20 protein-coding genes are annotated in these 23,068 nt (G+C 68.1%); 4 read left to right on the top strand and 16 right to left on the bottom strand.

Annotation, left to right across the window (positions count from 1 at the left end; all coding sequences use genetic code 11):
* Positions 1 to 306: 306 nt before the first annotated feature.
* The 4 genes from secB (at position 307) to ISN75_RS20265 (ending at position 5,599) form a co-directional block, all read left to right on the top strand.
* Positions 307 to 798, top strand: a complete 492-nt coding sequence (gene secB, locus ISN75_RS20280; RefSeq protein WP_167253429.1) for a protein-export chaperone SecB — start codon at positions 307 to 309, stop codon at positions 796 to 798.
* 9 nt (positions 799 to 807) lie between these two features.
* Entirely contained in the window at positions 808 to 1,833 is a 1,026-nt protein-coding gene (locus tag ISN75_RS20275) for an NAD(P)H-dependent glycerol-3-phosphate dehydrogenase (RefSeq protein WP_167253431.1), read from the top strand.
* A 114-nt stretch (positions 1,834 to 1,947) separates the two neighbouring features.
* Entirely contained in the window at positions 1,948 to 4,974 is a 3,027-nt protein-coding gene (locus ISN75_RS20270; protein WP_167253433.1) for a DEAD/DEAH box helicase, read from the top strand.
* Positions 4,975 to 4,981: 7 nt separating this feature from the next.
* Positions 4,982 to 5,599, top strand: coding sequence for a class I SAM-dependent methyltransferase (locus ISN75_RS20265; protein ID WP_343817886.1), 618 nt, complete (start codon positions 4,982 to 4,984; stop codon positions 5,597 to 5,599).
* Between the two features lie 317 nt (positions 5,600 to 5,916).
* On the opposite strand, the gene ISN75_RS20260 is transcribed toward ISN75_RS20265, so the two are convergent.
* The 16 genes from ISN75_RS20260 to kdpF form a co-directional block, all read right to left on the bottom strand.
* Positions 5,917 to 6,198 (bottom strand): hypothetical protein, encoded by a 282-nt coding sequence (locus ISN75_RS20260; RefSeq protein ID WP_343817884.1) that lies wholly within the window; start codon positions 6,196 to 6,198, stop codon positions 5,917 to 5,919.
* A gap of 84 nt (positions 6,199 to 6,282) precedes the next feature.
* Positions 6,283 to 6,663: a DUF4440 domain-containing protein gene (locus ISN75_RS20255; protein WP_168648331.1), complete on the bottom strand. Its 381-nt coding sequence runs from the start codon at positions 6,661 to 6,663 to the stop codon at positions 6,283 to 6,285.
* A 5-nt stretch (positions 6,664 to 6,668) separates the two neighbouring features.
* Complete coding sequence (locus ISN75_RS20250) at positions 6,669 to 7,358, bottom strand: HAD family hydrolase (protein WP_168648330.1); 690 nt, start codon at positions 7,356 to 7,358, stop codon at positions 6,669 to 6,671.
* Positions 7,359 to 7,448: 90 nt separating this feature from the next.
* Positions 7,449 to 7,928: a DUF4189 domain-containing protein gene (locus ISN75_RS20245; protein ID WP_168648329.1), complete on the bottom strand. Its 480-nt coding sequence runs from the start codon at positions 7,926 to 7,928 to the stop codon at positions 7,449 to 7,451.
* The gene (locus ISN75_RS20240; RefSeq protein ID WP_343817881.1) at positions 7,925 to 9,169 is read right to left on the bottom strand and encodes a type IV secretion system protein; all 1,245 of its coding nucleotides are present in this window, start codon (positions 9,167 to 9,169) and stop codon (positions 7,925 to 7,927) included. Before ISN75_RS20240 ends, ISN75_RS20245 begins: the two co-directional genes overlap by 4 nt.
* 4 nt (positions 9,170 to 9,173) lie before the next feature.
* A complete protein-coding gene (locus ISN75_RS20235; RefSeq protein WP_423385099.1) occupies positions 9,174 to 9,851 on the bottom strand; it encodes a hypothetical protein in 678 nt (225 codons plus the stop codon).
* A gap of 156 nt (positions 9,852 to 10,007) precedes the next feature.
* Positions 10,008 to 10,931 (bottom strand): helix-turn-helix transcriptional regulator, encoded by a 924-nt coding sequence (locus tag ISN75_RS20230; RefSeq protein ID WP_168648326.1) that lies wholly within the window; start codon positions 10,929 to 10,931, stop codon positions 10,008 to 10,010.
* A gap of 327 nt (positions 10,932 to 11,258) precedes the next feature.
* On the bottom strand, positions 11,259 to 12,632 hold the full coding sequence (locus tag ISN75_RS20225) for an SGNH/GDSL hydrolase family protein (protein ID WP_343817876.1): 1,374 nt from the start codon (positions 12,630 to 12,632) through the stop codon (positions 11,259 to 11,261).
* Between the two features lie 308 nt (positions 12,633 to 12,940).
* Positions 12,941 to 13,636: a response regulator gene (locus ISN75_RS20220; RefSeq protein ID WP_167253451.1), complete on the bottom strand. Its 696-nt coding sequence runs from the start codon at positions 13,634 to 13,636 to the stop codon at positions 12,941 to 12,943.
* A complete protein-coding gene (locus tag ISN75_RS20215) occupies positions 13,636 to 16,290 on the bottom strand; it encodes a sensor histidine kinase (protein ID WP_167253453.1) in 2,655 nt (884 codons plus the stop codon). The genes ISN75_RS20220 and ISN75_RS20215 overlap by 1 nt, the downstream gene beginning before the upstream one ends.
* 112 nt (positions 16,291 to 16,402) lie before the next feature.
* Entirely contained in the window at positions 16,403 to 16,972 is a 570-nt protein-coding gene (gene kdpC / locus ISN75_RS20210; RefSeq protein WP_168648323.1) for a potassium-transporting ATPase subunit KdpC, read from the bottom strand.
* 10 nt (positions 16,973 to 16,982) lie between these two features.
* Positions 16,983 to 18,467 carry an outer membrane beta-barrel protein gene (locus tag ISN75_RS20205; protein ID WP_168648322.1) on the bottom strand — a complete coding sequence of 495 codons (1,485 nt, stop codon included), beginning with the start codon at positions 18,465 to 18,467 and terminating at the stop codon, positions 16,983 to 16,985.
* 74 nt (positions 18,468 to 18,541) lie between these two features.
* Entirely contained in the window at positions 18,542 to 18,733 is a 192-nt protein-coding gene (locus ISN75_RS20200; RefSeq protein WP_167253459.1) for a hypothetical protein, read from the bottom strand.
* Between the two features lie 29 nt (positions 18,734 to 18,762).
* Positions 18,763 to 20,850, bottom strand: a complete 2,088-nt coding sequence (gene kdpB, locus ISN75_RS20195) for a potassium-transporting ATPase subunit KdpB (RefSeq protein ID WP_343817872.1) — start codon at positions 20,848 to 20,850, stop codon at positions 18,763 to 18,765.
* 19 nt (positions 20,851 to 20,869) lie between these two features.
* Complete coding sequence (gene kdpA, locus ISN75_RS20190; RefSeq protein WP_343817870.1) at positions 20,870 to 22,672, bottom strand: potassium-transporting ATPase subunit KdpA; 1,803 nt, start codon at positions 22,670 to 22,672, stop codon at positions 20,870 to 20,872.
* Positions 22,669 to 22,761, bottom strand: a complete 93-nt coding sequence (gene kdpF, locus ISN75_RS20185) for a K(+)-transporting ATPase subunit F (protein WP_081805176.1) — start codon at positions 22,759 to 22,761, stop codon at positions 22,669 to 22,671. Before kdpF ends, kdpA begins: the two co-directional genes overlap by 4 nt.
* Positions 22,762 to 23,068: the final 307 nt, after the last annotated feature.

The raw sequence follows: 23,068 nt of genomic DNA, 5'->3' as shown, positions 1-23,068 counted from the left end.
AGACCGCCCGTTGGCCAGGGCGACATCGGCCCAGCGGCGCCATGCGCCACGCGATGCTGGAGGGTGCTGCTTTCCGGGGGCTGCCGTGAGGTCCGCATCGCGTCGCGGACGTGCCCGTAAGGCCGGGCCGGCATGGCCGAGCCGGGAATTCTCTCAGAAACCCGGGGGCTTGCGCAATCTTTAAGCAGTTCCAGGGCTTGGGAGGCGGTCCGAAAGTCCGGATAGTTCGCATGGCGGCCTGCCGGGATGTATGGAACAATCGGCCTCTTTGTCCTTTTCCGTAATCCAGATCGAGGGGTTTCACAGATGGCAGACGTCAACGCCAACGGCCAGGCCGGCCAGCCGCAGCTGGTGCTGCAGAAGATCTACGTCAAGGATGTGTCGTTCGAGGCGCCCAACGCTCCGCACATCTTCCAGGAGATCGGCGAGACCGACCAGCAGCCGCAGGTCCAGCTCAACCTGGGCCAGCAGGCCACGGAACTGGGCAACGACCTGTACGAAGTGGTGCTCAGCCTCACCCTGACCTGCACCCTGGGCGAGCGCACCGCGTACCTGGCGGAAGTGAAGCAGGCCGGCGTGTTCGGCGTGTCGGGCTTCAGCGAGGCGGACCACGCCGGCATCATCGGCAGCTACTGCCCGAACCTGCTGTTCCCCTACGCCCGCCAGGTGATCTCCTCGCTGGTGATGGAGGGCGGCTTCCCGCCGTTCCTGCTGCAGCCGATCAACTTCGACGCGCTCTACGCCGAGCAGCAGCGCCGCAGCGCCGGCGGCGACGAGGCTCCGGTCCTCAACAGCTGAGCCGCTTCCATGGCTGAACGTCCGACCCTGGCGGTCCTGGGAGCCGGCTCGTGGGGGACGGCGCTCGCCGCCCTCACCGCGCGCAATGGCGTGCCGACCCGTTTGTGGGGCCGGGACGCCGCGGCGCTGGCGGCCATGGCCGAGAGCGGGCAGAACCGGCGCTACCTGCCGGACATCCAGCTGCCCGCGGAACTGCGCTACGAAAGCGACCTGGCCGCCGCCGTGCGCGGCGCCGGGATCGTACTGATCGTGGTGCCCAGCCACGCCTTCGCCTCCATGCTGGACGAACTGGCGCCCCTGCTCGACGCCGGCGCCGGCGTGGCCTGGGCCACCAAGGGCTTCGAGCCCGGCACCGGCCGCTTCCTGCACGAGCTGGTCGACGAGAAACTGCCCGGCCGCGCCGCGGCGGTGATCACCGGCCCCTCGTTCGCCAAGGAAGTCGCCCTGGGGCTGCCCAGCGCGGTCACCGTGCATTCCGACGACGAAGCCTTCGCGCAGCAGCTCGCCTCCATGCTGCATGCGCCGAATTTCCGCGCCTATTCCGGCGGCGACGTGCTCGGCGCGGAGCTGGGCGGCGCCATGAAGAACGTGCTGGCGGTGGCCACCGGCGTGGCCGACGGCATGGACCTGGGCCTGAACGCCCGCGCCGGCCTGATCACCCGCGGCATGAACGAGATGCTGCGCCTGGGCGTCGCGCTCGGCGCCCGTCCGGAAACGCTCATGGGCCTGTCGGGCCTGGGCGACCTGGTGCTGACCTGCACCGGCGATCTCTCGCGCAACCGCCGCCTGGGCCTGGCGCTCGGCCGCGGCATCGCCATCGACGAAGCCGTGCGCCAGATCGGCCAGGTGGTGGAAAGCGTGGTGACCGCCGACGAAGTGGCCCGCCTCGCGGCCAAGCATGGCCTGGACCTGCCGATCAGCGGCGGCGTGCGCGCCGTGCTGCACGGCGAGGTGACGCCGGTGGAAGGCGTGCGTGCGCTGATGTCGCGCGAGCAGAAGCCGGAATATCCGCAGGGACTTTTCGGGGTCGCTTGACCCTTTCCATGCATCGCGTTCACGCCCGCAGAAAAAATCGGGCGTGAAGGCGCGCATCTGCACATCGGCCTTGCTAAGCTCGGTCTTTTGGTCTTCCCGGCGGACCGCACGCGCATGCAGCAACCCGACGAGAAACGCCTCGCCGAACCGGTTCCTCCGCACCATGAGGAGCACGCGGAGCCGCTGCCCGCCGTCTGGCGCCGCCTGCTGGACGAAAGCGCCGCCGCGGCCGCCGCCGAGCGCGGCGTGCTGGGTTTCTTCCTCGACGCCATTCCGGAAGAAGGCGCGCCCTACGTGCGCCTGGAACTGGCGCCGGTCCTGCTGACCGTGGCCGAGCAGGGCCGCTTCGCGCGCCCCGCGCCGCTGGACAGCCGCCATCTGGCCAACCTGCCGCTGGAACCACCCGAGCAGCGCCTCGCCGCCACCGTGCTGGGCCTGCCGCAGACCGTGCGCAAGAGCCGCAGCTATGCGCGCCTGGCCGGTCACGTCGGCGACACCTTGCTGGCCGAAGTGCTGGACACCGCGCCGTGCTTCCTCGGCGGCCTGGCCGGACTACGCCTGTCGCGCGGCAAGGGGCATCTGCTCAACTGGCATTGGCATCTGGAAAAGGACGGCAGCCAGAAGCTGCTCCCCGCGCTGCCGGCCAACCAGCGCCTGGTGCGCATCGACGGCCTCTGGTACCTCGACGCCGAGCGCGCGGAGCTAGGCCACCTGGAAGCGCCGGCCGGGGAAACCCTGTGGCTGGATCTGCCGGCGCTGAAGCACGAGGACAGCGCCACCCTGCGCGACGCGCTGCCCGGCAGCCGCGTCGCCCATCGCGTACCGGCGCCGCAGGTGTTCGACGAACTGCGCCGCGCGGAACTGGCGCCGCGCCCGGTGCTGATCCTGCACGCACTCACCCGCCATGCGCGTCTGGCCGCCGGCACGCCGCCGCTGGCCTATGCGCGGCTGGCCTTCGACTACGCCGGCGAACGCCTGCCCGGCCGCGGCGGCGAGCCGCTGGTGCGCCGCGTGCGCCACGGCACCCTGGTGGAGATCACCCGCCGCCGCGCGGAAGAACTCACCGCGATGGAGCAGCTCGAACGCGCCGGCCTCACTCCCGGCGTGGACACCGAAGGCCTGCCCTGGGATCTCGCCGACACGCTGCCGGAAGACGCCTGGCTGTTCCCCGGCAAGGGCTATGCCGGCGCGCTCGAAGTGAACACGCCCGCGCGCTGGCTGGCGCTGCGGCCCAAGCTGGAGGCGGAAGGCTTCCTGCTCGAGTACGCGCCCAGCTTCCCGTTCGAGGTGCTGGAAGGCCCCGTGCAGTGGTACGGCAATGCGGTGGAAGACGCCGACGACCACGCCTTCGACCTGGAAATCGGCATCGAGCTGGAAGGCAAGCGGCACAACCTGCTGCCCGCGGTGGCGCAGGCGCTGGCCGAGCACACGCTCAATCTCAGCCCCGCGCCGAACGAGCCGGAAGACGCCGTGTGGTACGCGCCGGTGGACGAACGCCGCCGCGTGCCGGTGCGCCTGAAGGAACTGCGCGGCCTGCTGGCGCCGCTGGCCGAATACCTGGAAAAGCCGCGCAAGAAGCTGCATCTGCCGCGCGTGCAGGCCGGCCGCCTGGAAGAAATCGTCGAGGCGCTGCCGGTCGGCGCCGCCCTGGAAGCACCGGAGCAGCTGCGCGGCTTCACCGCGCGCCTGCGCGACGCCGCCGAGCGCGCCAGCGACGCGGTGCCCGAAGGCCTCACGGTGGAGCTGCGCCCGTACCAGCGCGAAGGCCTGCGCTGGCTCAATGCGCTGGCCGAGGCCGGCGTCGGCGGCGTGCTCGCCGACGACATGGGCCTGGGCAAGACCCTGCAGCTGGTCACCCATCTGCTGGCGCTGAAAGAACGCGGCGCGCTGACCCAGCCGGCGCTGATCGTGGTGCCGACCAGCCTGATTCCGAACTGGCAGGCGGAGATCGCGCGCTTCGCACCGGCGCTCAAGGTGCTGGCCCTGCATGGTCCGCAGCGCGGCGGCGATTTCTCGCAGCTGGGCGCGCAGGACATCGTGCTGACCAGCTACGCGCTGCTGCCGCGCGACGTGGTGGCGCTGCGCAAGCAGCCGTTCGCGCTGATCGTGCTGGACGAGGCGCAGCAGGTGAAGAACCCGCGCACGCAGGCGCGCCGCGCGGTGCTGAGCCTGCGCGCGCCGCGCTGCATCTGCCTGACCGGCACGCCGCTGGAAAATCACCTCGGCGAACTGTGGTCGCAGGTGGACCTGGCCGTGCCCGGCCTGCTCGGCGACGAGGGCGCGTTCCGCCGCCACTACCGCGTGCCGATCGAAAAGCAGCACGACACCGAATGCCAGGACCGCCTCAACCGCCGCCTGGCCCCGTTCATCCTGCGCCGGACCAAGTCGCAGGTGGCCTCCGAACTGCCGCCGAAGACCGAGATCACCCGCCGCGTGGTGCTGGAAGGCCGCCAGCGCGAACTGTACGAAAGCCTGCGGCTGTCGCTGGCCGAGGAATTGCGCGAGGTGATCGCGCAGCGCGGCATCCAGCACAGCGGCATCGTGGTGCTCGACGCGCTGCTGAAGCTGCGCCAGGTGTGCTGCGATCCGCGCCTGGTCAAGCTCGAGGCCGCGCGCGGCGTGCGCGATTCGGCCAAGTTCGACCTGCTGATGGACATGCTGCCCGCGCTGCTGGCCGAAGGCCGCAAGGTGCTGCTGTTCTCGCAGTTCACCGAAATGCTGCGACTGATCGCCGGCGAGCTGGACCGCCGGCGCATCCACTACGTGATGCTCACCGGCGAGACGCGCGACCGCGCCGAACCGGTGCGCCAGTTCCAGGAAGGCGACGTGCCGCTGTTCCTGCTGTCGCTGAAGGCCGGCGGGGTGGGCCTCAACCTTACCGCCGCCGACACCGTCATCCACTACGACCCGTGGTGGAACCCCGCCGCCGAGGCGCAGGCCAGCGACCGCGCGCACCGCATCGGCCAGGACAAGCCGGTGTTCGTGTTCCGCCTGATCACCTCCAACACGGTGGAGGAACGCATTGAGGAACTGAAGGCGCGCAAGGCCGAGCTGGCCGAGGCGGTGCTGGAAGGCGGCGGCACGCGCGAGCGGCTCAGCTTCGACCAGGAAGACCTCGACGCGCTGCTCGCGCCGGGTTGATCGACGCATGAGCGACCGCGGCTCGCGTTGGGACGAGGTGTACCGGAGCAAGGGCGCCGACACGGTGAGCTGGTACCAGGCGCGGCCGGTCATGTCCCTGGCCTTGATCGAACATGCCGGCGTGGTCAAGGGCGCTCCCGTCATCGACGTGGGCGGCGGCGCTTCGTCGCTGGTCGATCACCTGCTGCACGAAGGCTATGCGGATCTGGCCGTGATGGATCTGTCGGACAGCGCACTGGCCACTTCGCGCGAACGCCTGGGCGAGCGCGCCAGCCAGGTCGACTGGATCGCCGGCGACGTGCTCGCCTTCGCGCCGTTGAAGCGCTATGCGTTGTGGCACGACCGCGCCGTGTTCCATTTCCTGGTGAGGACCGACGACCGGCGCCGCTATCTCGAGGCGCTGCACCGTGCCTCGCAGGTAGGCACGCAGGTGGTGATGGCCACGTTCGCCGAAGACGGCCCGGAACGCTGCAGCGGCCTGCCGGTGGCGCGCTACCGCGCGGCCGAATTGCATGCCGCGTTCGGCGCGGATTACGAGCTGGTGGAAAGCACGCGCGAAACGCATCGCACGCCGGGCGGGGCGGAGCAGCACTTCACCTGGGTACGCATGCGGCGGGTGCGTTAGCTCGTCATCCCGGCGCAGGCCGGGTGGGCATGGCGACATCGCCTGATTTTCGCGTAATGCCTCGAAGCTCTTTGCTCGTCATCCCGGAGCAGGCCGGGATCCAGTGGCGACATCGCCCGATTTTCGCGTAATGCCTCGGAGCTTTTTGCTCGTCATCCCGGCGCAGGCCGGGATCCAGTGGCGACATCGCTTGATTTTCGCGTAATGCCTCGGAGCTTTTTGCTCGTCATCCCGGCCGGCGCCGGGATGACCAGCTGTGAGCGTGAAGTTGCTTGCTACTGCGCCCTCGTGCGCAGCAGCGCGTCCACTGCCTGCTGCTACTGCGGAGAACCGGGCTGGGATTGCGGCGCTTCCTCGCCCAGCTTGCGCTGCACGGCGTTATTCCATTCGTCCGAACCGCCGTCGGGGCCATGTCCGTCGCCATCGCTGATGGCCAGCCGCTGGTCCACCCACTGATACCACTCGTGCGAACCCAGCGATGCGTTGGCCGGTGTCGCCGCGGAGGACTGCGGCTTGGGCTGGTGGTCCGGTTGCGGCGCCTGCGGCGCGGAACAGGCCGCCACGAGCACGGCCAGAGGCAGAAAGACAATTCGACGCATGACAGCTACCCCGAAAACTCCGAGGGTTCAGCCTAACGCCGCCAGCGGGCGCGGCGGTGAATCGTGCCTGACAAGCGTGGGCGCTCAGGCGCCGTCGAGCACGACGGTGCCTTGGTGATACAGGATCTTCCATTCGTCGCCATCCCGCCGCCAGATCGTCGACCTGCGCGTCACGCGCGTCCCTTGATGCAGCGTGTAGGTGACCAGGTAGGCCTGTCCGTCGATCGGCGTGCAGCGGAAATCCTCCAGCTCCAGCGGCTCGTGGAGCCAGCCGTCGCGATGGCGCTGTTCCAGCATGTCGAGCACGAAGCCGCGCTCGTAGCGGCGGCCCGATGCGCCGACCTCGTGGAAGCCCGTTGCCGTCATGCGCTCGAAGTCGGCGCGCGCATGGCCGAACTCCTCGCAATGGAAGATCGGCTCGCGCCGGCGCAGCTGCGCGCTCACCTCGTCGATGCCGTTCGCCATGCGCGTCAAAGCCTCGCGGCCACTTCGTCGATATGCTTGAGCAGGTCGGCGGGGTCGTCGTATACGCGCAGCGCGCCGGAGCGGGCGAGTTCGTCCTCGCTGTAGCCGCCGGACAGCAGCCCCACGCCGAGCGCGCGGGCGCGCTGCGCGGCCAGCATGTCCCAGATGCTGTCGCCGATCACCAGCGACTGTTCGATATCCACGCCGAGCTTTTCCGCCGCGGCGAGGAACAGATCCGGATCCGGCTTGGCATGGCGCACCTGGTCGCGGGTGATCACCGGCACCTTGGACGGATCCACGCCCAGCGCCGCGATATTGTGCGCGGCCGTGGCCATGCGCCCGCTGGTGGCGATGGCCCAGGGATAGCCCTGCTCGGTGAGATAGGCGAGCAGTTCGCGTGCGCCGGGCAGCGGCCGCACCAGGCCCTGGGTGTGCTGGCGGTTGAACGCTTCGACGTGGCGCTGATGCAGCCGCGCCAGGCGCTCCTCGGTGATCTCCAGCCCTGTCTCGCGCAGCAGGATGTTGGTGAACAGGCCGCCGCTCATGCCGATCTTGCGATGGATGCGCCACACCGACAGCTCCACGCCCTCGGCATCGAGCGCTTCCTTCCAGGCCAGCACGTGCTGGTAGACGCTGTCGATCAGGGTGCCGTCGAGATCGAACAGGAAGGCGGTGCTGCTGCGGGCGCGGTGCATGGCGGGGCTCCGATGGGGCAGGGGGCACACAGTGTCGCCCATCTGGTGGGAGCGGTGCATGGTGGCTGTCGATGCGCTGCGCATGGGGTGTTATGGAACCTGCTCGGCAGGGCTGCATTCGGTGTAGACGATCTGGCAGTCGCTGGTTTTCTTCCGGCAGCGCTTCATGGAGATCGCGGAAGCTTCGTCCACGGTCATGGCGCTGCTCATGGAGGAGTAGGTGGCGCCCCAGGCGACGGCTACGCATTGGTCGCGGTAGGTGAAGTCGATCCGGCAATCAGGGCTGGCGCATCGTTCCATCGCGTTACGTTGGGCAATCGATTGGCTCAGCTCGCCGAAGGAAACACCCATCTTCTGCGTGGTATTGCTGGTCGCGATGGATCCCCATCGCGACAGGTAGCGCACGGGCGGAGCTGGCGAGGCGTTGGCGCGACAAGGCCCTCCGCCCATGTTGTACAGGCCCGGGCCTCGCGGACCTTCCGGACGCCATTGGCAGGACTGGGCCAGGGATTCCTTACAGGTCACAAGCAGGACAACCAGCACGGACCATTTGCATAGGAGCGTCGTCATGGGCTTTCCGGGGTGAGAGCGACAGGCGCCCGTGAAGGATCCGGCCCGCGATCGGTGAATGACGCATGGGCGCGGGGAGAACGCTTGATGACGTCTTCGTTCGCGCTGGCGCCATGGCTGGACCCGCGCGTTGCTCCGACCACTTCCGGCGGCTTCATCCTTCCGGCGGTGTCGCCATTCCTCGGCTGATCGCCTTGCGCGTGGCCCTGGTGAGTGCGCACAGGCTGCGGTTGCGCGGCGGGGACCTGTTCATTTGAGGTGTTTCCGCCAAACATCGAGTAAGCGCTGAACTGCCCCAGCGTTCCCATGAAAAACTCGGCCGTCATCTGCGGCACCGTCACGATCAGCAAGGTCATGATCAAACCCAGCCCGCCCTGCTGCAGCGCCATGCTCGACACGCCCTCGGCCATCTGCAGATCGACCGCGCCGTTGCTCAGCCTCTGCACCGCCGCATGGAGCAGCCGGTCCGCCCAGAACGCCGCCGCCACCGCGCACACCATCTTCAACGCCACCGAGGTCATCACGGCCGTGACCGCGAGCCGGAACAGCGAGCCCACGCAGTACTGCAGCCAGCGCCGGAAGACCGGGCGCGTGGCCTGGAACAGCAGGCACATCACCGCCAGCGGCGCCATGGCCATGAGGAACCGCAGCACGATCTGCATCAGCATCAGCAAGGTGCCGCCCACCACCACCGGGCCGGCGGTGCCGATGCCGGCGAACCACAGGCTGCGCTCCCTGGCGGATGCGATGGCGGCATCGCCGCCGGTGGGCAGGGTGTCGATGCTGGACAGCGCGAACTGCATCCAGCCCAGGCTGGCGCGGATCTGGCCATCCATGTCCTGCTCGCCGCTGACCAGCACGCTGATCAGTTGATCCAGTTCGTTGATCCGCGCCGCCATCCACGGATTGCCCATGCTGGCGGCGGTGACGGCGAATACGATCAGCGCCGCGCGCCCGGCATCCGCCACCAGCCCCATCATCGGCTCGCGTGCGCGCCCGCTGACGATGCGATAGCCGTGCAGCAGGATCCACGTGGTCAGCAGCGGCAGCGCGAACAGCGCCAGCAGCGAGCCGAGGCGTTCGGCCATGCCGGCGGTCCATTGGGTGATCAGGCCATCGTCGTCGAGCAGGAAGTCGCGGATGGCGGAGAAGAACACCACGTGGCCCATGTCGCCGGAAGGGGCGAAGAAGGCGATGGCGCCGGTGGGCATGAAGTCGTCCATGACACGGAGCATCGGCATGCGCCTATCGATGCCTGGCGGCGTCGAGCGCCTGCCTCAGCGCAGCACCCTGGATCAGCATGCCGGCCAGGCCGCCGGCGTCGGCCGGAGCGCTCGCAAGCGCCTGCCCCGTGAGCTGCGCCTGCTGCTCGCGCACGGCCTGCCCCAGCGTGGCGTATTGGTCGAGCGCCGCCCGGGCGCCATGCACGTCCTGCCCCAGATTGGCCTGGAAGGCCTGCACTTCGATATCGAACGCCTTGAGTCCACCGAGGTCGTCCGAACCTGCCTGGGTGATGCGCCGCGCCAGGATGGCCCGCATCTCCTGCCCGCGCCGTTCGATCAGCCGGTTGAGATCGACCAGCACGTTGTAGCGCCGGTTCTCCAGCCGCAGCAGCATCCGGCAGAACACCTGCTGCTGCCGCGCGAGCGTGCCCGCCTGCACGGGGCAGCGCTGCACCATGCCGTCGTCCTCGCCGCGATGCTGCAGCGGCGCGCCGGCTAGGAACGATGGCCCCGCCTGCACCACATTGAGCATGGTGAAGTACTGCTGCTGCCACTGCGCGAACTGCTGCTCCCACTGCAGCCATTGCTTGGCCCAGGCCTCGGTGCCGATGCGGTTCTGTTCCACGTCCACCACGGCCCACTGCGCCATGCCGTTGGCGATGGCGCAGCAGAAGAGGAGCAGCGCCGCGAGTCCGCGCATCCACCCGGCATGACCGGCTCCCGATCGCATGTGCTGCTCCCGCGGCTGTGGCTGTTGAAGCCAGATGCCGCATTGAAGCCGCAGCGCAAGGCGCTTCGCTATCGGACTAGGACGAAAGTGCGGACACCCCTTGCCGTTCTGCGAAGCGCATTCCAATCACGGCGCACTCCGGCAACCCTCGTCGCCGGCCGTCGTCGCCGCCCGCACCGCGCGCATCTCGCCAGGGCACATGCCCTGGATCCGCTTGAACAGCCGATAGAACGCCGCCTTGCTCGCATAACCCACCTGCTCGGCCACGTCGGCCACCGACAGCCGCGGGTCCTGCAGCAGCCGCTCGGCCAGATGCATGCGCCAGTAGGTGATGTACTGGCCCGGCGGCATCTTCATCAGCTGGGTGAAGCGCTGGGTGAAGGACGAGCGCGACATGCAGGCCAGCGCCGCCATGGTCTGCACGCTCCAGCCGCGGCCGGGGTCTTCGTGGATGGCATTGAGCACCTTGGAAATGCGCCGGTCCGAAAACGCGGTGAACAAGCCGAGGTTGGCGTCGGAACGCTTCGCGTAGTGGCAGATCGCGATGGTGAAGAGAATCTCGGCGAGCTTGTTGAGGATCACCCCGCGCCCGGTGATGCTGGACTGCGAGACCTCGATCATCGCGTTGGAAATCCGCCGGTAGACATCGCCCGCGTCGCCGGGGCGGATCACGAACCAGGGCGGCAGCACTTCGTGGAACTGCCGGTGCCAGCCGCCGGTGAAGTAGAGGCGGCCGCGCAGCAGGCTGGGGCCATGGATCTGCAGGCCGATCGCCTTGAGATCCCCATGGACGTCGAACGAGGCGATCAGCAGGTCGCCGGGATCGAGCCGGATGGGCGTGTCGATCGAACCGCCATGTACCTGGCAGGCATGCACGCCCGCCATATGGAACAGCCCGCAATACTGCCTGGACGGTGCGTGCTGCTCGTCCATGTCCTCGCCCTGGATGTCGACATGGACCAGCGACAGGTCGAGCAGGGTCTCCAGCGAGTGGATGAGGTCATCGCGATGGTGTCGCTTGACAAGGGACGTTTTCAGCTCGGTGTACATACGGATGTCCTTCCTCTTTGCTTCGTCGGCATGGCGTTGCGCGAGGTTCGTTCATGCGCTTGCGGCTCCAGTTGGCGGAACGATGGGGATGAGTAACTAAGAATTTTCTCAGTTGCTGATGACCCGGATCGGGTGCCGCGCGATGCGGCGTGGTACTTCTTGCCTGATGCGGGCGCTCACATTCTATGGAGTCGCGCCGGAAGATTTCGTTCCCCTGCGCCGCATCAAGCTCACGCCTTGTTGTCCATGCAGATGCTTCGAAATGATCGATAGCGCGGTTACCGTTGAGCGATGAGAGAGATGCGAAAGTAACGAATCGCAAGCTGTCTATGGATGCTTCGCAGCTTTATCAGACACATCTGATTGGATCGATGCTGATAACTCATTAGGGAATTTTCCTAGCAAGAATGCAGTGACTTTCTCGGCGAGAATCCGTTGGCCTTTCGCCGTCGGATGCAGCCCGTCCCAGAAGAAGTAGTCCTCGGCGCGCGTGCATGCCGGACGCGGGCTTTGCCTGCTGACATAGGCCAGGGCGCTGCCGTAATCGACCTGCAGGCAGGAGTCGGTGAAGTTGGCGAGGCCGTAGCCCCCGGGGTTGGCGCCCACTTCGTCGAGCAGCGGCGTGCTGTCCATCAGGGCCAGGCGCGCGTCGGCATGCTTTTTCTGCAGGCGAGCGACGATGAGGCTCAGCTTCTGGTTGTAGCTGGCCACATCCTTGGCCACGGTGGCCTTCTTGCTGGAGGTGCGCAGGCCCGGGGCCAGGGTGAGGTCGGGCAGGTTCAGCACCAGCAGATGCTTCGCGCCTTGCGCGATCAGTGCGCTCAGCGAGGCTTCGACATGCTGCGCCACGCTCTCGGCGGAGCGGCCGTAGTTGATCAGGTCGTTGGCGCCGATCCACAGCGTGAACAGCGTCCGCGCCGGCTGGTAGTTCCTGGCGGAGCGCATGTACTGCGTCCAGGAGGCCACCTGCTCGCGCAGCCCGGGTATCACCAGGTAGCGGTCGCCCGCCGCGCCGCCTACCGACCAGTTGTACAGGGGCAGGCCCAGCCTGGCGGCCACTTCTTCATTCCACAGCGGACCGTTGCTGAAACGGCCCAGCAGCCAGCTCTTGCGATGAGGCATCTTCCACAGCGAACCGTTGTACAGGTTCATCGTGTCCGACAGGCTGTCGCCAAAGCTCACGATACGGTCGATCGACGTTCCGCCATCCTTCTTGCCGTTCGTCCAGATCAAATAGTTGAAGGAAATCCGGTTGTCGGCCGCATGCAGGTCGAACAGCGCGGCGGGGCGGTTCCTCTGCCGCAGCGTGTCCCGGCAGATGCGTTCCAGCTCGGCGCGCGCGACGGTGGTGTAGAACATGTTCCGCCAATCGAACGCGAAGCTGTCGTACCAGTAGCCGGGCAGCTTGTAGTAGCCGCCTTGCTCCGTGCGCGCCCATTCGTAGCCGGATTGCGGATCGAGGTCGCTGGCGTTCTTGCGGTACCAGCAGCGCACGTAGGTGTAATCGCGATCGAGCGCGGCGCGCAGCAGCGAGCGCTGGTGGCGTTCGAGGGGAGCTTCCGGCCCTTCGTCGGAGATCTGCCGTCCGTCATAAGCGGTGGGCTCGTCGTCTTCGTGGTCCGCGGCCGACTGTCCATGGGCCGGGCCGAACAGGCCCAGCAAGGTGGCGAACACGATCAATCGCAGGCATGGTTTGCTCATGGCTATGGCTCCGTCGGCGACGCACGGGTTCATGCCCGGCGGGCCGCAAGGCCGCAGATGCACCTGTGTGCTTGCGGCGGTGGAAGCAATGCGGGCGGCGAAGTTACGCACCCGGATCGCGGATCGGGAACGCGATGCCCGACTCGAGAGGCCGCCGGTTCGGCGACGGCATGGAAGGATTCTTATGCCGGCATCGGCGCGGCTCCATCGCCTGCTGCCCTGCCTGCGGTGTCCGCCTGTCCGAGAGCGCGCACGCTACAGCCGGCGGACAGCCCGCCGTCAGCCATGCTTAGGGTTTGCGCGCGGCCTCAGCCGGCGAGGAAGCGATAACCCACGCCGGGTTCGGTCTTCAGCCAGCGCGGCTCGGCCGGATCGTCGCCCAGCTTCTGGCGCAGCTTGCCCAGCACGATGCGCAGGTAGTGCGTGTCCTGCACGTGGGTCGGCCCCCAGATCTCGCGCAGCAGTTGCTGCTGCGTCACCACGCGGCCCGCATGGCGCAGCAGCATCGCCAGCACGGCGTATTCCTTGCGCGTGAGCGCGAGCGCTTCGCCGTCGAGCTGCACTTCGCGCCGCGCCAGGTCGATGGCGAGGCGGCCGTCGTCGTAGCGCTGCGCGGCCGGCTCCGGTTCGCCCGGGCGGTTGCGCAGCAGGGCGCGCAGGCGCGCCATCAGCTCCTGGATGCCGAACGGCTTGGTCACGTAGTCGTTGGCGCCGGCATCGAGCGCGCGCACCTTTTCGCTCTCGGCATCGCGCACGGAGAGCATCAGCACCGGCACCTGGGTCCACTGGCGCAGTTCCTTCAGCACCTCGTGGCCTTCGCGGTCGGGCAGGCCGATGTCCAGGATCACCAGGTCGGGCGAGCGCGTGGCCGCCTTGGCCAGGCCTTCCTCGGCATTGGCGGCGAGCACCACCTCGTAGCCTTCGGCGCGCAGGCCGATGTCGAGGAATTTGCGGATCTGCGCCTCGTCGTCGATCACGAGCACGCAGGGTGCGGCAGCGGTCATCAGGGCGGCGTCGGCAGCGGCAGGGTGATGCGAATGGTGGTGCCCGCGCCGTCGCCGGGCAAGGCCTCCACCGAACCGCCGTGCGCGCCGATCATGCCGCGGCAGATCGCCAGCCCCAGGCCGGTGCCCTGCGGCGCGCGGTCGCCGCGCGAGACCGAATAGAACATGTCGAAGATCAGCGCCCGCTCGTCCTCGGGAATGCCCGGGCCGCGGTCGCTCACGTCCAGAACGAGTTTTTCGTCCTGCGTGCGCACCAGCACCCGTACCGCCTCGCCCGGCGGCGAGAAGCGCGCGGCATTCTCCAGGATATTGAACAGCGCCTGCTCGATCAGCGCCGGATGCACGTACAGCAGCACCGTGCCGGCCGGCAGCATGGTGTCCACCTTCAGCTCCGGGAACAGCTTGTGCAGCCGGGTGACCGCGGCGGCGACGATCTCGGCCACGTCGGTCCAGTCGCGATTGAGCTTGAGCGTGCCGTGGCCCAGCCGCGTCATGTCCAGCAGGTTCTGGATATAGCGGTCCAGGCGCTGGCCTTCGCCCAGGATGGCGTCGAGCAGCTCCTGGCGTTCCTCGCGCGGCAGCTGCTCGCCATAGCTGGACAAGGTGCCGGCCGAGCCGATCATCGAGGCCAGCGGCGAGCGCAGGTCGTGCGAGACGGAAGACAGCAGGGCATTGCGCAGCCGCTCGGTCTCGCCCTGCACGCGCGCGCCTTCCAGTTCCTCGGCCAGGCGTGCGCGCTCCAGCGCCTGGCCGATGTCCTGCACCATCGCCATGGCCAGGCTGCGCTGGTCGGGCGAGAGGTCGCGCTGTTCGGGCGGGAAGCGCATCGCGGCGACGCCCAGCGGGCGGCTTTCGCTGCCCAGCGGCAGCACCCAGCAGGGCGCGGCGTTGAGCGTGTCGGTGTAGCGCCCGGCGGCTTCGGCGTGTTTCTCGCTCCAGTCGGCGGCGCCCAGGTCCTGCGCGGTCAGGCGGAAATCGCGCGGCGATACCGAGGCCACCTGCAGCACGCGGCCGGGATCGCGCATCAGCACCGCCGCATCGCAGCGCAGCGCGCGCGCCAGCGCCGCGGCGCCGACGTCGCGGATGCCGCTGGCGTCGGTGCTCGCGGTCAGCCGCTGGCCCAGCGCCAGCAGGGCGCGCGCCTGCGCGTGCGCCGCGCGCATCGACTCCACCTGGCTGGACAAGCGCGTCGCCAGCCGGCTGCACACCAGCGCCGCGACGAAGAACAGGCATACCGCCAGCACGTCGTCGAAGTTGGCGATCATCAAGGTGTAGCGCGGCGGCGCGAAGAAAAAGTTGTAGCCGACGAAGCACAGCGTCGCCGCATACACCGCCACCGCCATGCGCGTGCGTACCGCCACCACCAGCACGGCGGTGAGGAAGATCAGCGCCAGGTTCGCCACCGACAGATAACGGTCGGCGATAAAGGCCAGCACGAAGGCGACCAGCGCGGCGAGGGTGGCGTAGATGTACTCGCCGCGCCGCCCGCGTCCGCCCGGCATGCGCAAGCGCAGCCGCGACTGGGCGCGCTCGGTCGGCGTGGCGATGATGGTCAGTTCCAGATGCGCGCCGCGGCGCAGCAGCTGCTGGGTGAGCGAGCGGCCGAGCATGCGCGCCAGCGGGCGCTCGCGCGTGCGGCCGAGCAGGATCTGGCCGACGCCTTCGCGGTCCGCATGCGCCAGAATCTCGTCGGCGATCGTATGGCCGCGCAGCACGATGGTTTCGCCGCCCAGGCGCCGCGCCAGGCGCATCGCGGCATCCAGCTGCTCGCGGCGCTTGCTGTCCAGGTCCGCGCCGGTATCGACGAAGGCCACGCTCCACGGCGCGCCGCGGCGCTCGGCGATGCGCCGCGCCACGCGCACCAGGTATTCGCTCTGGCCATGGCCGTCGATCGCCGCCAGCACGCGCCGGCGCACCGGCATGGCGCCGCCGCGCGCCAGCATGTGGCCGCGCAGGTCGCTGTCGACGTGGCCGGCCACGGTATCCACCGCCAGCTCGCGCAGCGCGGCCAGGTTGGTCGGCGAGAAGAATGCATCCAGCGCGGCGGCCGCGGTTTCCGGCACGTAGACCTTGCCCTGCTTCAGCCGCCCGATCAGTTCGCGCGGCGGCAGGTCGACCAGCACGATGTCGCGCGCGCGGTCCAGGAAGGCATCCGGCACGGTTTCGCGCACGGTGACGTTGGTGATGCGCCGCACCTGGTCGTTGAGGCTTTCCAGGTGCTGCACGTTGAGCGCGGTGTAGACCTCGATGCCGGCATCGAGCAGCTCGGCGATGTCCTGCCAGCGCCGCTCGTGCCGCCCGCCGGGCAGGTTGCGATGGGCCAGCTCGTCGACCAGGATGACCGCGGGCTTGCGCGCCAGTGCGGCGTCCAGGTCGAACTCGCTGAAGTCGCGGCCGCGGTATTCCACCGGCCGGCGCGGCAGTACTTCCAGGCCGTCGACCAGCGCCTCGGTCTCGGCGCGGCCATGCGTTTCCACCAGCCCGATCACCACGTCCACGCCTTGGCGCTTCAGCTCGCGCGCCGCGGACAGCATGGCGAAGGTCTTGCCCACGCCGGGCGCGGCGCCGAGGAAGATCTTCAGGCGGCGGTGACGCTCCTCCTGCACGCTGTCGAGCAGCGCGTCGGCGCGCAGTTCGCGGGAGAGGTCGGACATGGAAGCAGGCAGTCCTTGAGGCGTGAACGCATTGTAGGTTGGGGTGAGCCGCAGGCGAACCCCAACGGGGCGATACGCCTCAGGGCGGCGATGTCGGGGTTGTCACCCCAACCTACAGCCGGTCCAGCGCCAGGTTCAGTTCCAGCACATTGACCCGCGGCTCGCCCAGCACGCCGAACTGCCGCCCGCTGGTGTACTGCGCCACCAGCTGCTGCACCCTGGCCGCGTCCAGGCCGCGCGCCTTGGCCACGCGCAGCAGCTGGTACCGGGCCGCGGCGGGGCTGATTTCCGGATCCAGCCCGCTGCCCGATGCCGTGACCAGCTCCACCGGCACCGGCGCCGTGTTGCCCGGGTCGGCGGCGCGCAGCGCATCGATGCGCTGCTTGGCGGCATCGGTGAGCGCGGGGTTGGTCGGTCCCTGGTTGGACGGCGTGGACGAGGCGCCGTTGTCGGCCATCGGCGACGTCGCCGACGGGCGTCCCCAGAAATACTTCGGCTCCGTGAAGGACTGGCCAATCAGGCGCGAGCCGACCGGCTTGCCATCTTTGGCGATCAGGCTGCCATTGGCCTGCGCCGGAAACAGCAGCTGGGCCAGGCCGGTGGCGGCCAGCGGATAGAGCAGGCCGAGGAGCGCGCTCATCAGCACGAGCAGGCCGGCGGCATTGAGTATCAGGCGTTTCATGCGCTTTGCCTCAGTAGTGCAGGATCGCGTCGACCAGGGCGGTCGTCTGGTGGTTCTTGCGCCCGCCGTCGTAGGCGGGGAAGTCATAGGCGTGCTCGTAGCGGATCTCCGGGCGGATCTCCAGGTCCTGCGTCACCCAGTGCGTCATGCCCACGGTATGGCTGGAGTAGCGGGTGGCGAAACCGGTGCGCTGGCCCTGCAGGTCGCGGTAGAACTCGTTGCGCACCGACAGCATGTTGCTCGGGCTCAATTCGAAGTTCAGATAGTTGACGATGCCGAAGGCGGCGCTGCGGCCGAGCGGAAAGTCCGGCGCTTCGCCGAGCGGGAAGCCCGGCTTGCCGGTCGGCGCGTGCGACTGCGAAGGGTCGGTGGCCAGTGCCTGGTCGCGCACGTAGATGCGGTAGGTCTCGGTCAGCATGTGCACGCTGGGCGAGAAGCGGTGGCCCCAGGTGAGCACGAATTCCTGCAGGTTGTTGTAGGTCTGCCTGGCGTGGTTGTACGACTCGACGCAGGGATACAGCATGTCGTCGTTGGACTTGGACACCCACCGCACGCAGGCCTGTGCGCTGAGCTTGCTGGTGCTGTCCCAGGGAGCCGAATCGTCGCCGCCGTGCACGCCCAGCTGCAGCGTCCACTGATCGTTCAACTTGGTCGTGGTGAGCACGCCCACGTTGGTATAGGCATCGACGGTGTACAGGATCGAATGCGTCAGCAGGTAGTTGTTGGGCGAGAACTGCGCCTCGATGTCCGGCAGCGAAAGGTAGCGGCCGGCGGTGACCACCATGCCCTGCGCCACCCACGGAATGTACAGGTCGACATAGGCGATCATCGGGTCGTTGCCGTAGATCTTGCCGTTGAGCGCGCTGTCCGGCCGCGGGTGATGCAGCAGCTGGTCGCTGGTGATGCCCTTCATGGTCGTGTAGTGGTAGTCGTAGCCGTACAGGTCGTCGAAATGAAAACCCCAGTCGATATGGTCGGTCTGCACGGTGTCCGGCACGCGCTGGATGCGGAACAGGAACTGGTTGAACTCGACCCGGTTCGGACGGGTGGCGTAGGACAGCGGATAGTTGGTGTGGCTGGACGAACTGATGTTCATCGACGGATTGATCCAGCCGTACACCTCGATGCGGTTGTCCTGCATCCAGTGGCCCAGGCGGGTGCAGGCCAGGGCCTTCTCCAGCGGGTACTGCGCGTTCTCGTTCGGCACGCCGATGGGGTATTCGACGCCGCCGAGCTGCCATTCGGCGGACGGGAACGGCGGCGAGGAAAACGGCGAGTCCATGCCGCGGCGCCTGGCTGCCGGCGCGTTCGGGTCGGCCGGCTGCGCGTCTTCGCGGTAGGCCGCGGCCAGGCGCGAAAAGAACCCGGCGGAGCAGTCGCTGCTGGCGGCAACGGGCGCGCCCGGCGCGGGGCCCAGGTCCGAGGCCGCCATGGCTTCGCCGGCGGGTGCCAGCGCCAGCAGTAGCGCAAACGCGAGTGCCTTCTTGTGCTGCATAAAGTCCTGTGAAAACCGGTCCGCAAGGACCGCCTTGTCTGTGTGGGAAAGTGGGTGAATCAAAAGAGCATGGTTCAGATGCCGGCGTAGCCGCCGAGCACATATTCGTCCTGCTCGGGCGTCATGGCCGCGTCACGGCGCGCGTCGCGCGAGCGCGCCGGCAGCGCGATCACCACGTCGCAGGCGGAATCGTCGGCCGACAGCCGCAGTTCCACGTTGTCGTGGTCGGCGTCGGGCAGGGACACGGAAAGCTTCAGGGTCTGCATGGAACACATCTCCTCGTGATGGATCGCGCTCAGGCCAGGCCGAGCAGTACCAGCAACAGGTCGATCAGCTTGATGCCGATGAACGGCACGGCGATGCCGCCCAGCCCGTACACCAGCAGATTGCGGCGCAGCAGCGCGCCCGCGCCCAGCGCGCGGTACTTCACGCCTTTCAGCGCCAGCGGAATCAGGAACACGATGATCAGCGCGTTGAAGATCACCGCCGACAGGATCGCGCTCTGCGGCGTCGCCAGCTTCATCACGTTCAGCGCATTGAGCGCGGGATAGGTGGTGGCGAAGGCGGCCGGGATGATCGCGAAATACTTGGCGATATCGTTGGCGATGGAGAACGTGGTCAGCGCGCCGCGCGTGATCAGCATCTGCTTGCCGATCTCCACCACCTCGATCAGCTTGGTGGGGTTGGAGTCCAGGTCCACCATGTTGCCGGCTTCCTTGGCCGCCTGCGTGCCGGTGTTCATCGCCACCGCCACGTCGGCCTGGGCCAGCGCCGGCGCGTCGTTGGTGCCGTCGCCGCACATCGCCACCAGGCGGTTCTCGGCCTGGATCTTGCGGATCAGTTTCAGCTTCGCTTCCGGCGTGGCTTCGGCGAGGAAGTCGTCCACGCCGGCCTCGGCCGCGATGGCGGCGGCGGTGAGCGGGTTGTCGCCGGTGATCATGATGGTCTTGATGCCCATCCGGCGCATTTCGGCGAAGCGCTCGCGGATGCCGCCCTTGACGATGTCCTTCAGCTCGATCACGCCCAGCGCGGTGCTTCCTTCGACCACGATCAGCGGCGTAGCGCCGCGGCGCGCGACGTCTTCGGCCATGCGCTTGACCAGTGGCGGCAGGTGGCTGCCGGCGGCGTCCAGATAGCGCTCCACCGCGTCCAGCGCGCCCTTGCGGATGCGGCGCTCGCCCACGTCGACGCCGCTCATGCGGGTCTGCGCGGTGAACGGCACGAACACCGCGTGGCTTTCTTCGAGGTGGCGCTCGCGCAGGCCGAAGCGCTCCTTCGCCAGCACCACCACGCTACGGCCTTCCGGCGTTTCGTCGGCCAGCGAGGCGAGCTGCGCGGCATCGGCCAGGATCGATTCCTCCACGCCCGGCGCCGGCATGAAGGCCACCGCCTGGCGATTGCCCAGGGTGATGGTGCCGGTCTTGTCCAGCAGCAGCACGTCGACGTCGCCCGCCGCTTCCACCGCGCGGCCGGAGGTGGCGATCACGTTGGCGCGGATCATGCGGTCCATGCCGGCGATGCCGATGGCCGAGAGCAGGGCGCCGATCGTGGTCGGGATCAGGCACACCAGCAGGGCGATCAGCACGGTGAGGGTGATCGGGTTGCCGTGGCCGCTGGCCTGCACGCTGTAGATCGAATACGGCAGCAAGGTGGCGCAGGCCAGCAGGAAGATCAGGGTGAACTTGGCCAGCATGATGGTCAGCGCGATCTCGTTCGGCGTCTTGCGCCGCGCGGCGCCTTCCACCATCGCGATCATGCGGTCGAGGAAGCTCTCGCCCGGGTTGGCGGTGATGCGCACGATCAGCCAGTCGGACAGCACCCGCGTGCCGCCGGTGACCGCGCTGCGGTCGCCGCCGGATTCGCGGATCACCGGCGCGGACTCGCCGGTGATCGCGCTCTCGTCCACGCTGGCGGCGCCCAGCACCACCTCGCCGTCGCCCGGCAGCTGCTCGCCGGCATCGACCAGCACGTAGTCGCCGGTGCGCAGCTCGCTGGACGGCGCGAACGTCACCGCCGCGTCGCGCTGCGGCGCGGCCAGCTTCTTGGCGATCACGTCCTTGCGCGAGCCGCGCAGCGCGGCGGCCTGCGCCTTGCCGCGGCCTTCGGCCAGCGCCTCGGCGAAGTTAGCGAACAACAGGGTGAACCACAGCCACAGCGACACCCAGAAGATAAAGCCGGTGGGCGCCTCGCCATGGCCGGCCAGCGCCTGGCCCCACAGCAGAGTGGTGAGCACGCTGCACACGAACACCACGAACATCACCGGGTTGCGGAACTGCTGGCGCGGCGACAGCTTGCGGAACGAGTCCGCGACGGCCTTGAGGATCAGATCGCGGTCGAACGAGCGCGCCGCTTGGACGTGCACAGATTGAGCGTGCGAAGTCATCGAACGGTATCCCTATGAATCAATGAGCCGACATCAGGAACTCGGCAATCGGGCCGAGCGCCAGCGCAGGCAGGAAGGTCAGCGCGCCCACCACGATCACCACGCAGGCCAGCAGGGTGACGAACAGCGGCGTATGCGTGGGCAGGGTGCCCGCCGAGGGCGGCACGTGGCGCTTGGCGGCCAGCGAGCCGGCCATGGCCAGCATCGCGATGGCCAGCGGGAAGCGGGCGATGAACATGCACAGGCCGGTCAGCACGTTCCAGAACGGGGTGTTGGCGGAAAGGCCGCCGAACGCGCTGCCGTTGTTGTTGGACGCGGAGGTCACCGCATACAGGATTTCGCTGAAGCCATGCGCGCCCGGGTTGGCGACGCCCGCCACGCCGGCCGGCGCCATCACCGCGACCGCCGTGCCCACCACCACCAGCGCGCAGGGAATCAGCACGGCCAGGCTGGCCATCTTCATCTCGTGTGCTTCGATCTTCTTGCCCAGGTATTCCGGCGTGCGGCCCACCATCAGGCCGGCGATGAACACCGCCACCACCGCGAAGGCGAGCATGCCGTACAGGCCCGAGCCCACGCCGCCGAAGATCACCTCGCCCAGCTGCATCAGCCACATCGGCACCAGGCCGCCCAGCGGCGTGAGCGAGTCGTGCGCGTTGTTCACCGCGCCGCAGGAGGCGGCCGTGGTGATGGCAGTGAACAGGCCGCTGGCGGCGATGCCGAAGCGCGTTTCCTTCCCTTCCATATTGCCGCCGGACTGCAGCGTGCTGGCCTGCTGGTCGACCGCCAGCCCATGCAGCGCCGGGTTACCGGCCTGCTCGGCGGCCACCGCGCCGATCGCCAGCGGCACGAAGATCAGCAGCATGGTGGCCAGGATCGCCCAGCCCTGGCGGCGGTCGCCGACCAGCACGCCGAAGCTGTAGCACAGGCCGCCGGGGATGATGAAGATCGCCAGCATCTCCAGGAAGTTGGCGAACGGCGTCGGGTTCTCGAACGGATGCGCCGAGTTGGCATTGAAGAAGCCGCCGCCATTGGTGCCCAGCTGCTTGATCGCGATCTGCGAGGCAGCCGGACCCATCGGCAAGGTCTGCACCGTGGCTGGCGATTCCTTAGTGAGCGGGTTGCCCTTGGCGTCCTTCAGCGGGTTGCCGTCGGCATCCTTGAGCTGCTCGACCTGGGTGATGTGCTGGGTCAGCGGCACGTCGACATAAGGCTTGAGGTTCTGCACCACGCCCTGCGACACCAGCAGCAGGCTGAGGATCAGCGAGAACGGCAGCAGGATGTACAGCGTGCTGCGCGTCATATCCACCCAGAAATTGCCGATCGACAGCGAGCTGCGCCGCGAGAAGCCGCGCACCACGGCAACCAGCACCGCGATGCCGGTGGCCGCCGACAGGAAGTTCTGCACGGCAAGGCCCAGCATCTGGGTCAGATAGCTCATGGTGCTTTCGCCGCCGTAGCCCTGCCAGTTGGTGTTGCTGGCGAAGCTGATGGCGGTGTTCATGGCCGAATCCGGCGACACCGCGGCAAAGTGCTGCGGGTTCAGCGGCAGCCATTGCTGCACGCGCTGCAACAGGTACACGGCCAGCAGGCCGAGCATGTTGAACACCAGCATGGCAATGGCATAGCGGCGCCAGCCCATGTCTTCCTCGGCGCGGATGCCGGACAGGCGATACAGCAGCCGTTCCACCGGTGCGCCGAAGCGCGTCACCCGGTTGGGCTGGTCGCTGAAGACCTGCGCCATATAGCTGCCGACCGGCTTGATCAGCAGCAGCAAGACCACGAGGAACACCGCGATCTGGATAAAGTCATTGGTGGTCATTCGAACCACTCCGGCTTGAGCAGGGCCACGCACAGGTAGCCGAGCAGGGCCACCGCGATCACGGCGGCCACGGCGTAGAAGAAAGTCATGGGGGGATTTCCGCGAAGGGTGCGATCAGCGGCCTCGGCCCAGCCGGTCGCAGATCAGCAGGAAGCCGATCGTGGCGGCGAAGAGCACGAAGGAGAACAGCAGATAGAGAGCGTCCATGGCGAACGTAGGTACCGGCAATGCAACGGCGGGTATTGTCGAAATGCCGGTATAAGAAAGGGGTAGTGGATTGGGGGTGGGGCGTATAGAACGCGTAAAATTTCGTGCCTTGCCTCAGTCCCCAAGTCCGAACTCTTCGCCCCTCCGGGGAGAAGATGCCGGCAGGCAGATGAGGGGGCGGGGCTCGCC

This window comes from Dyella marensis (genome assembly GCF_049532885.1).
Taxonomy (GTDB): Bacteria; Pseudomonadota; Gammaproteobacteria; order Xanthomonadales; family Rhodanobacteraceae; genus Dyella_D; species Dyella_D marensis.
The sequence above is the reverse complement of the archived record's forward strand: the minus strand, read 5'-3'. Positions and strand labels throughout refer to the sequence as shown.

Coding starts and splice junctions, on each gene's coding strand:
- kdpF (WP_081805176.1), bottom strand. CDS start 22,761: ATGACTTTCTTCTACGCCGTGGCCGCCGTGATCGCGGTGGCCCTGCTC.
- ISN75_RS20220 (WP_167253451.1), bottom strand. CDS start 13,636: ATGACCGCTGCCGCACCCTGCGTGCTCGTGATCGACGACGAGGCGCAG.
- ISN75_RS20240 (WP_343817881.1), bottom strand. CDS start 9,169: ATGCCGATGCTCCGTGTCATGGACGACTTCATGCCCACCGGCGCCATC.
- ISN75_RS20215 (WP_167253453.1), bottom strand. CDS start 16,290: ATGTCCGACCTCTCCCGCGAACTGCGCGCCGACGCGCTGCTCGACAGC.
- ISN75_RS20225 (WP_343817876.1), bottom strand. CDS start 12,632: ATGAGCAAACCATGCCTGCGATTGATCGTGTTCGCCACCTTGCTGGGC.
- ISN75_RS20250 (WP_168648330.1), bottom strand. CDS start 7,358: ATGCACCGCGCCCGCAGCAGCACCGCCTTCCTGTTCGATCTCGACGGC.
- kdpB (WP_343817872.1), bottom strand. CDS start 20,850: ATGACTTCGCACGCTCAATCTGTGCACGTCCAAGCGGCGCGCTCGTTC.
- ISN75_RS20235 (WP_423385099.1), bottom strand. CDS start 9,851: ATGCGCGGACTCGCGGCGCTGCTCCTCTTCTGCTGCGCCATCGCCAAC.
- ISN75_RS20230 (WP_168648326.1), bottom strand. CDS start 10,931: ATGTACACCGAGCTGAAAACGTCCCTTGTCAAGCGACACCATCGCGAT.
- ISN75_RS20255 (WP_168648331.1), bottom strand. CDS start 6,663: ATGGCGAACGGCATCGACGAGGTGAGCGCGCAGCTGCGCCGGCGCGAG.
- ISN75_RS20265 (WP_343817886.1), top strand. CDS start 4,982: ATGAGCGACCGCGGCTCGCGTTGGGACGAGGTGTACCGGAGCAAGGGC.
- ISN75_RS20205 (WP_168648322.1), bottom strand. CDS start 18,467: ATGCAGCACAAGAAGGCACTCGCGTTTGCGCTACTGCTGGCGCTGGCA.
- secB (WP_167253429.1), top strand. CDS start 307: ATGGCAGACGTCAACGCCAACGGCCAGGCCGGCCAGCCGCAGCTGGTG.
- ISN75_RS20260 (WP_343817884.1), bottom strand. CDS start 6,198: ATGCGTCGAATTGTCTTTCTGCCTCTGGCCGTGCTCGTGGCGGCCTGT.
- ISN75_RS20275 (WP_167253431.1), top strand. CDS start 808: ATGGCTGAACGTCCGACCCTGGCGGTCCTGGGAGCCGGCTCGTGGGGG.
- ISN75_RS20200 (WP_167253459.1), bottom strand. CDS start 18,733: ATGCAGACCCTGAAGCTTTCCGTGTCCCTGCCCGACGCCGACCACGAC.
- kdpC (WP_168648323.1), bottom strand. CDS start 16,972: ATGAAACGCCTGATACTCAATGCCGCCGGCCTGCTCGTGCTGATGAGC.
- ISN75_RS20270 (WP_167253433.1), top strand. CDS start 1,948: ATGCAGCAACCCGACGAGAAACGCCTCGCCGAACCGGTTCCTCCGCAC.
- kdpA (WP_343817870.1), bottom strand. CDS start 22,672: ATGACCACCAATGACTTTATCCAGATCGCGGTGTTCCTCGTGGTCTTG.
- ISN75_RS20245 (WP_168648329.1), bottom strand. CDS start 7,928: ATGACGACGCTCCTATGCAAATGGTCCGTGCTGGTTGTCCTGCTTGTG.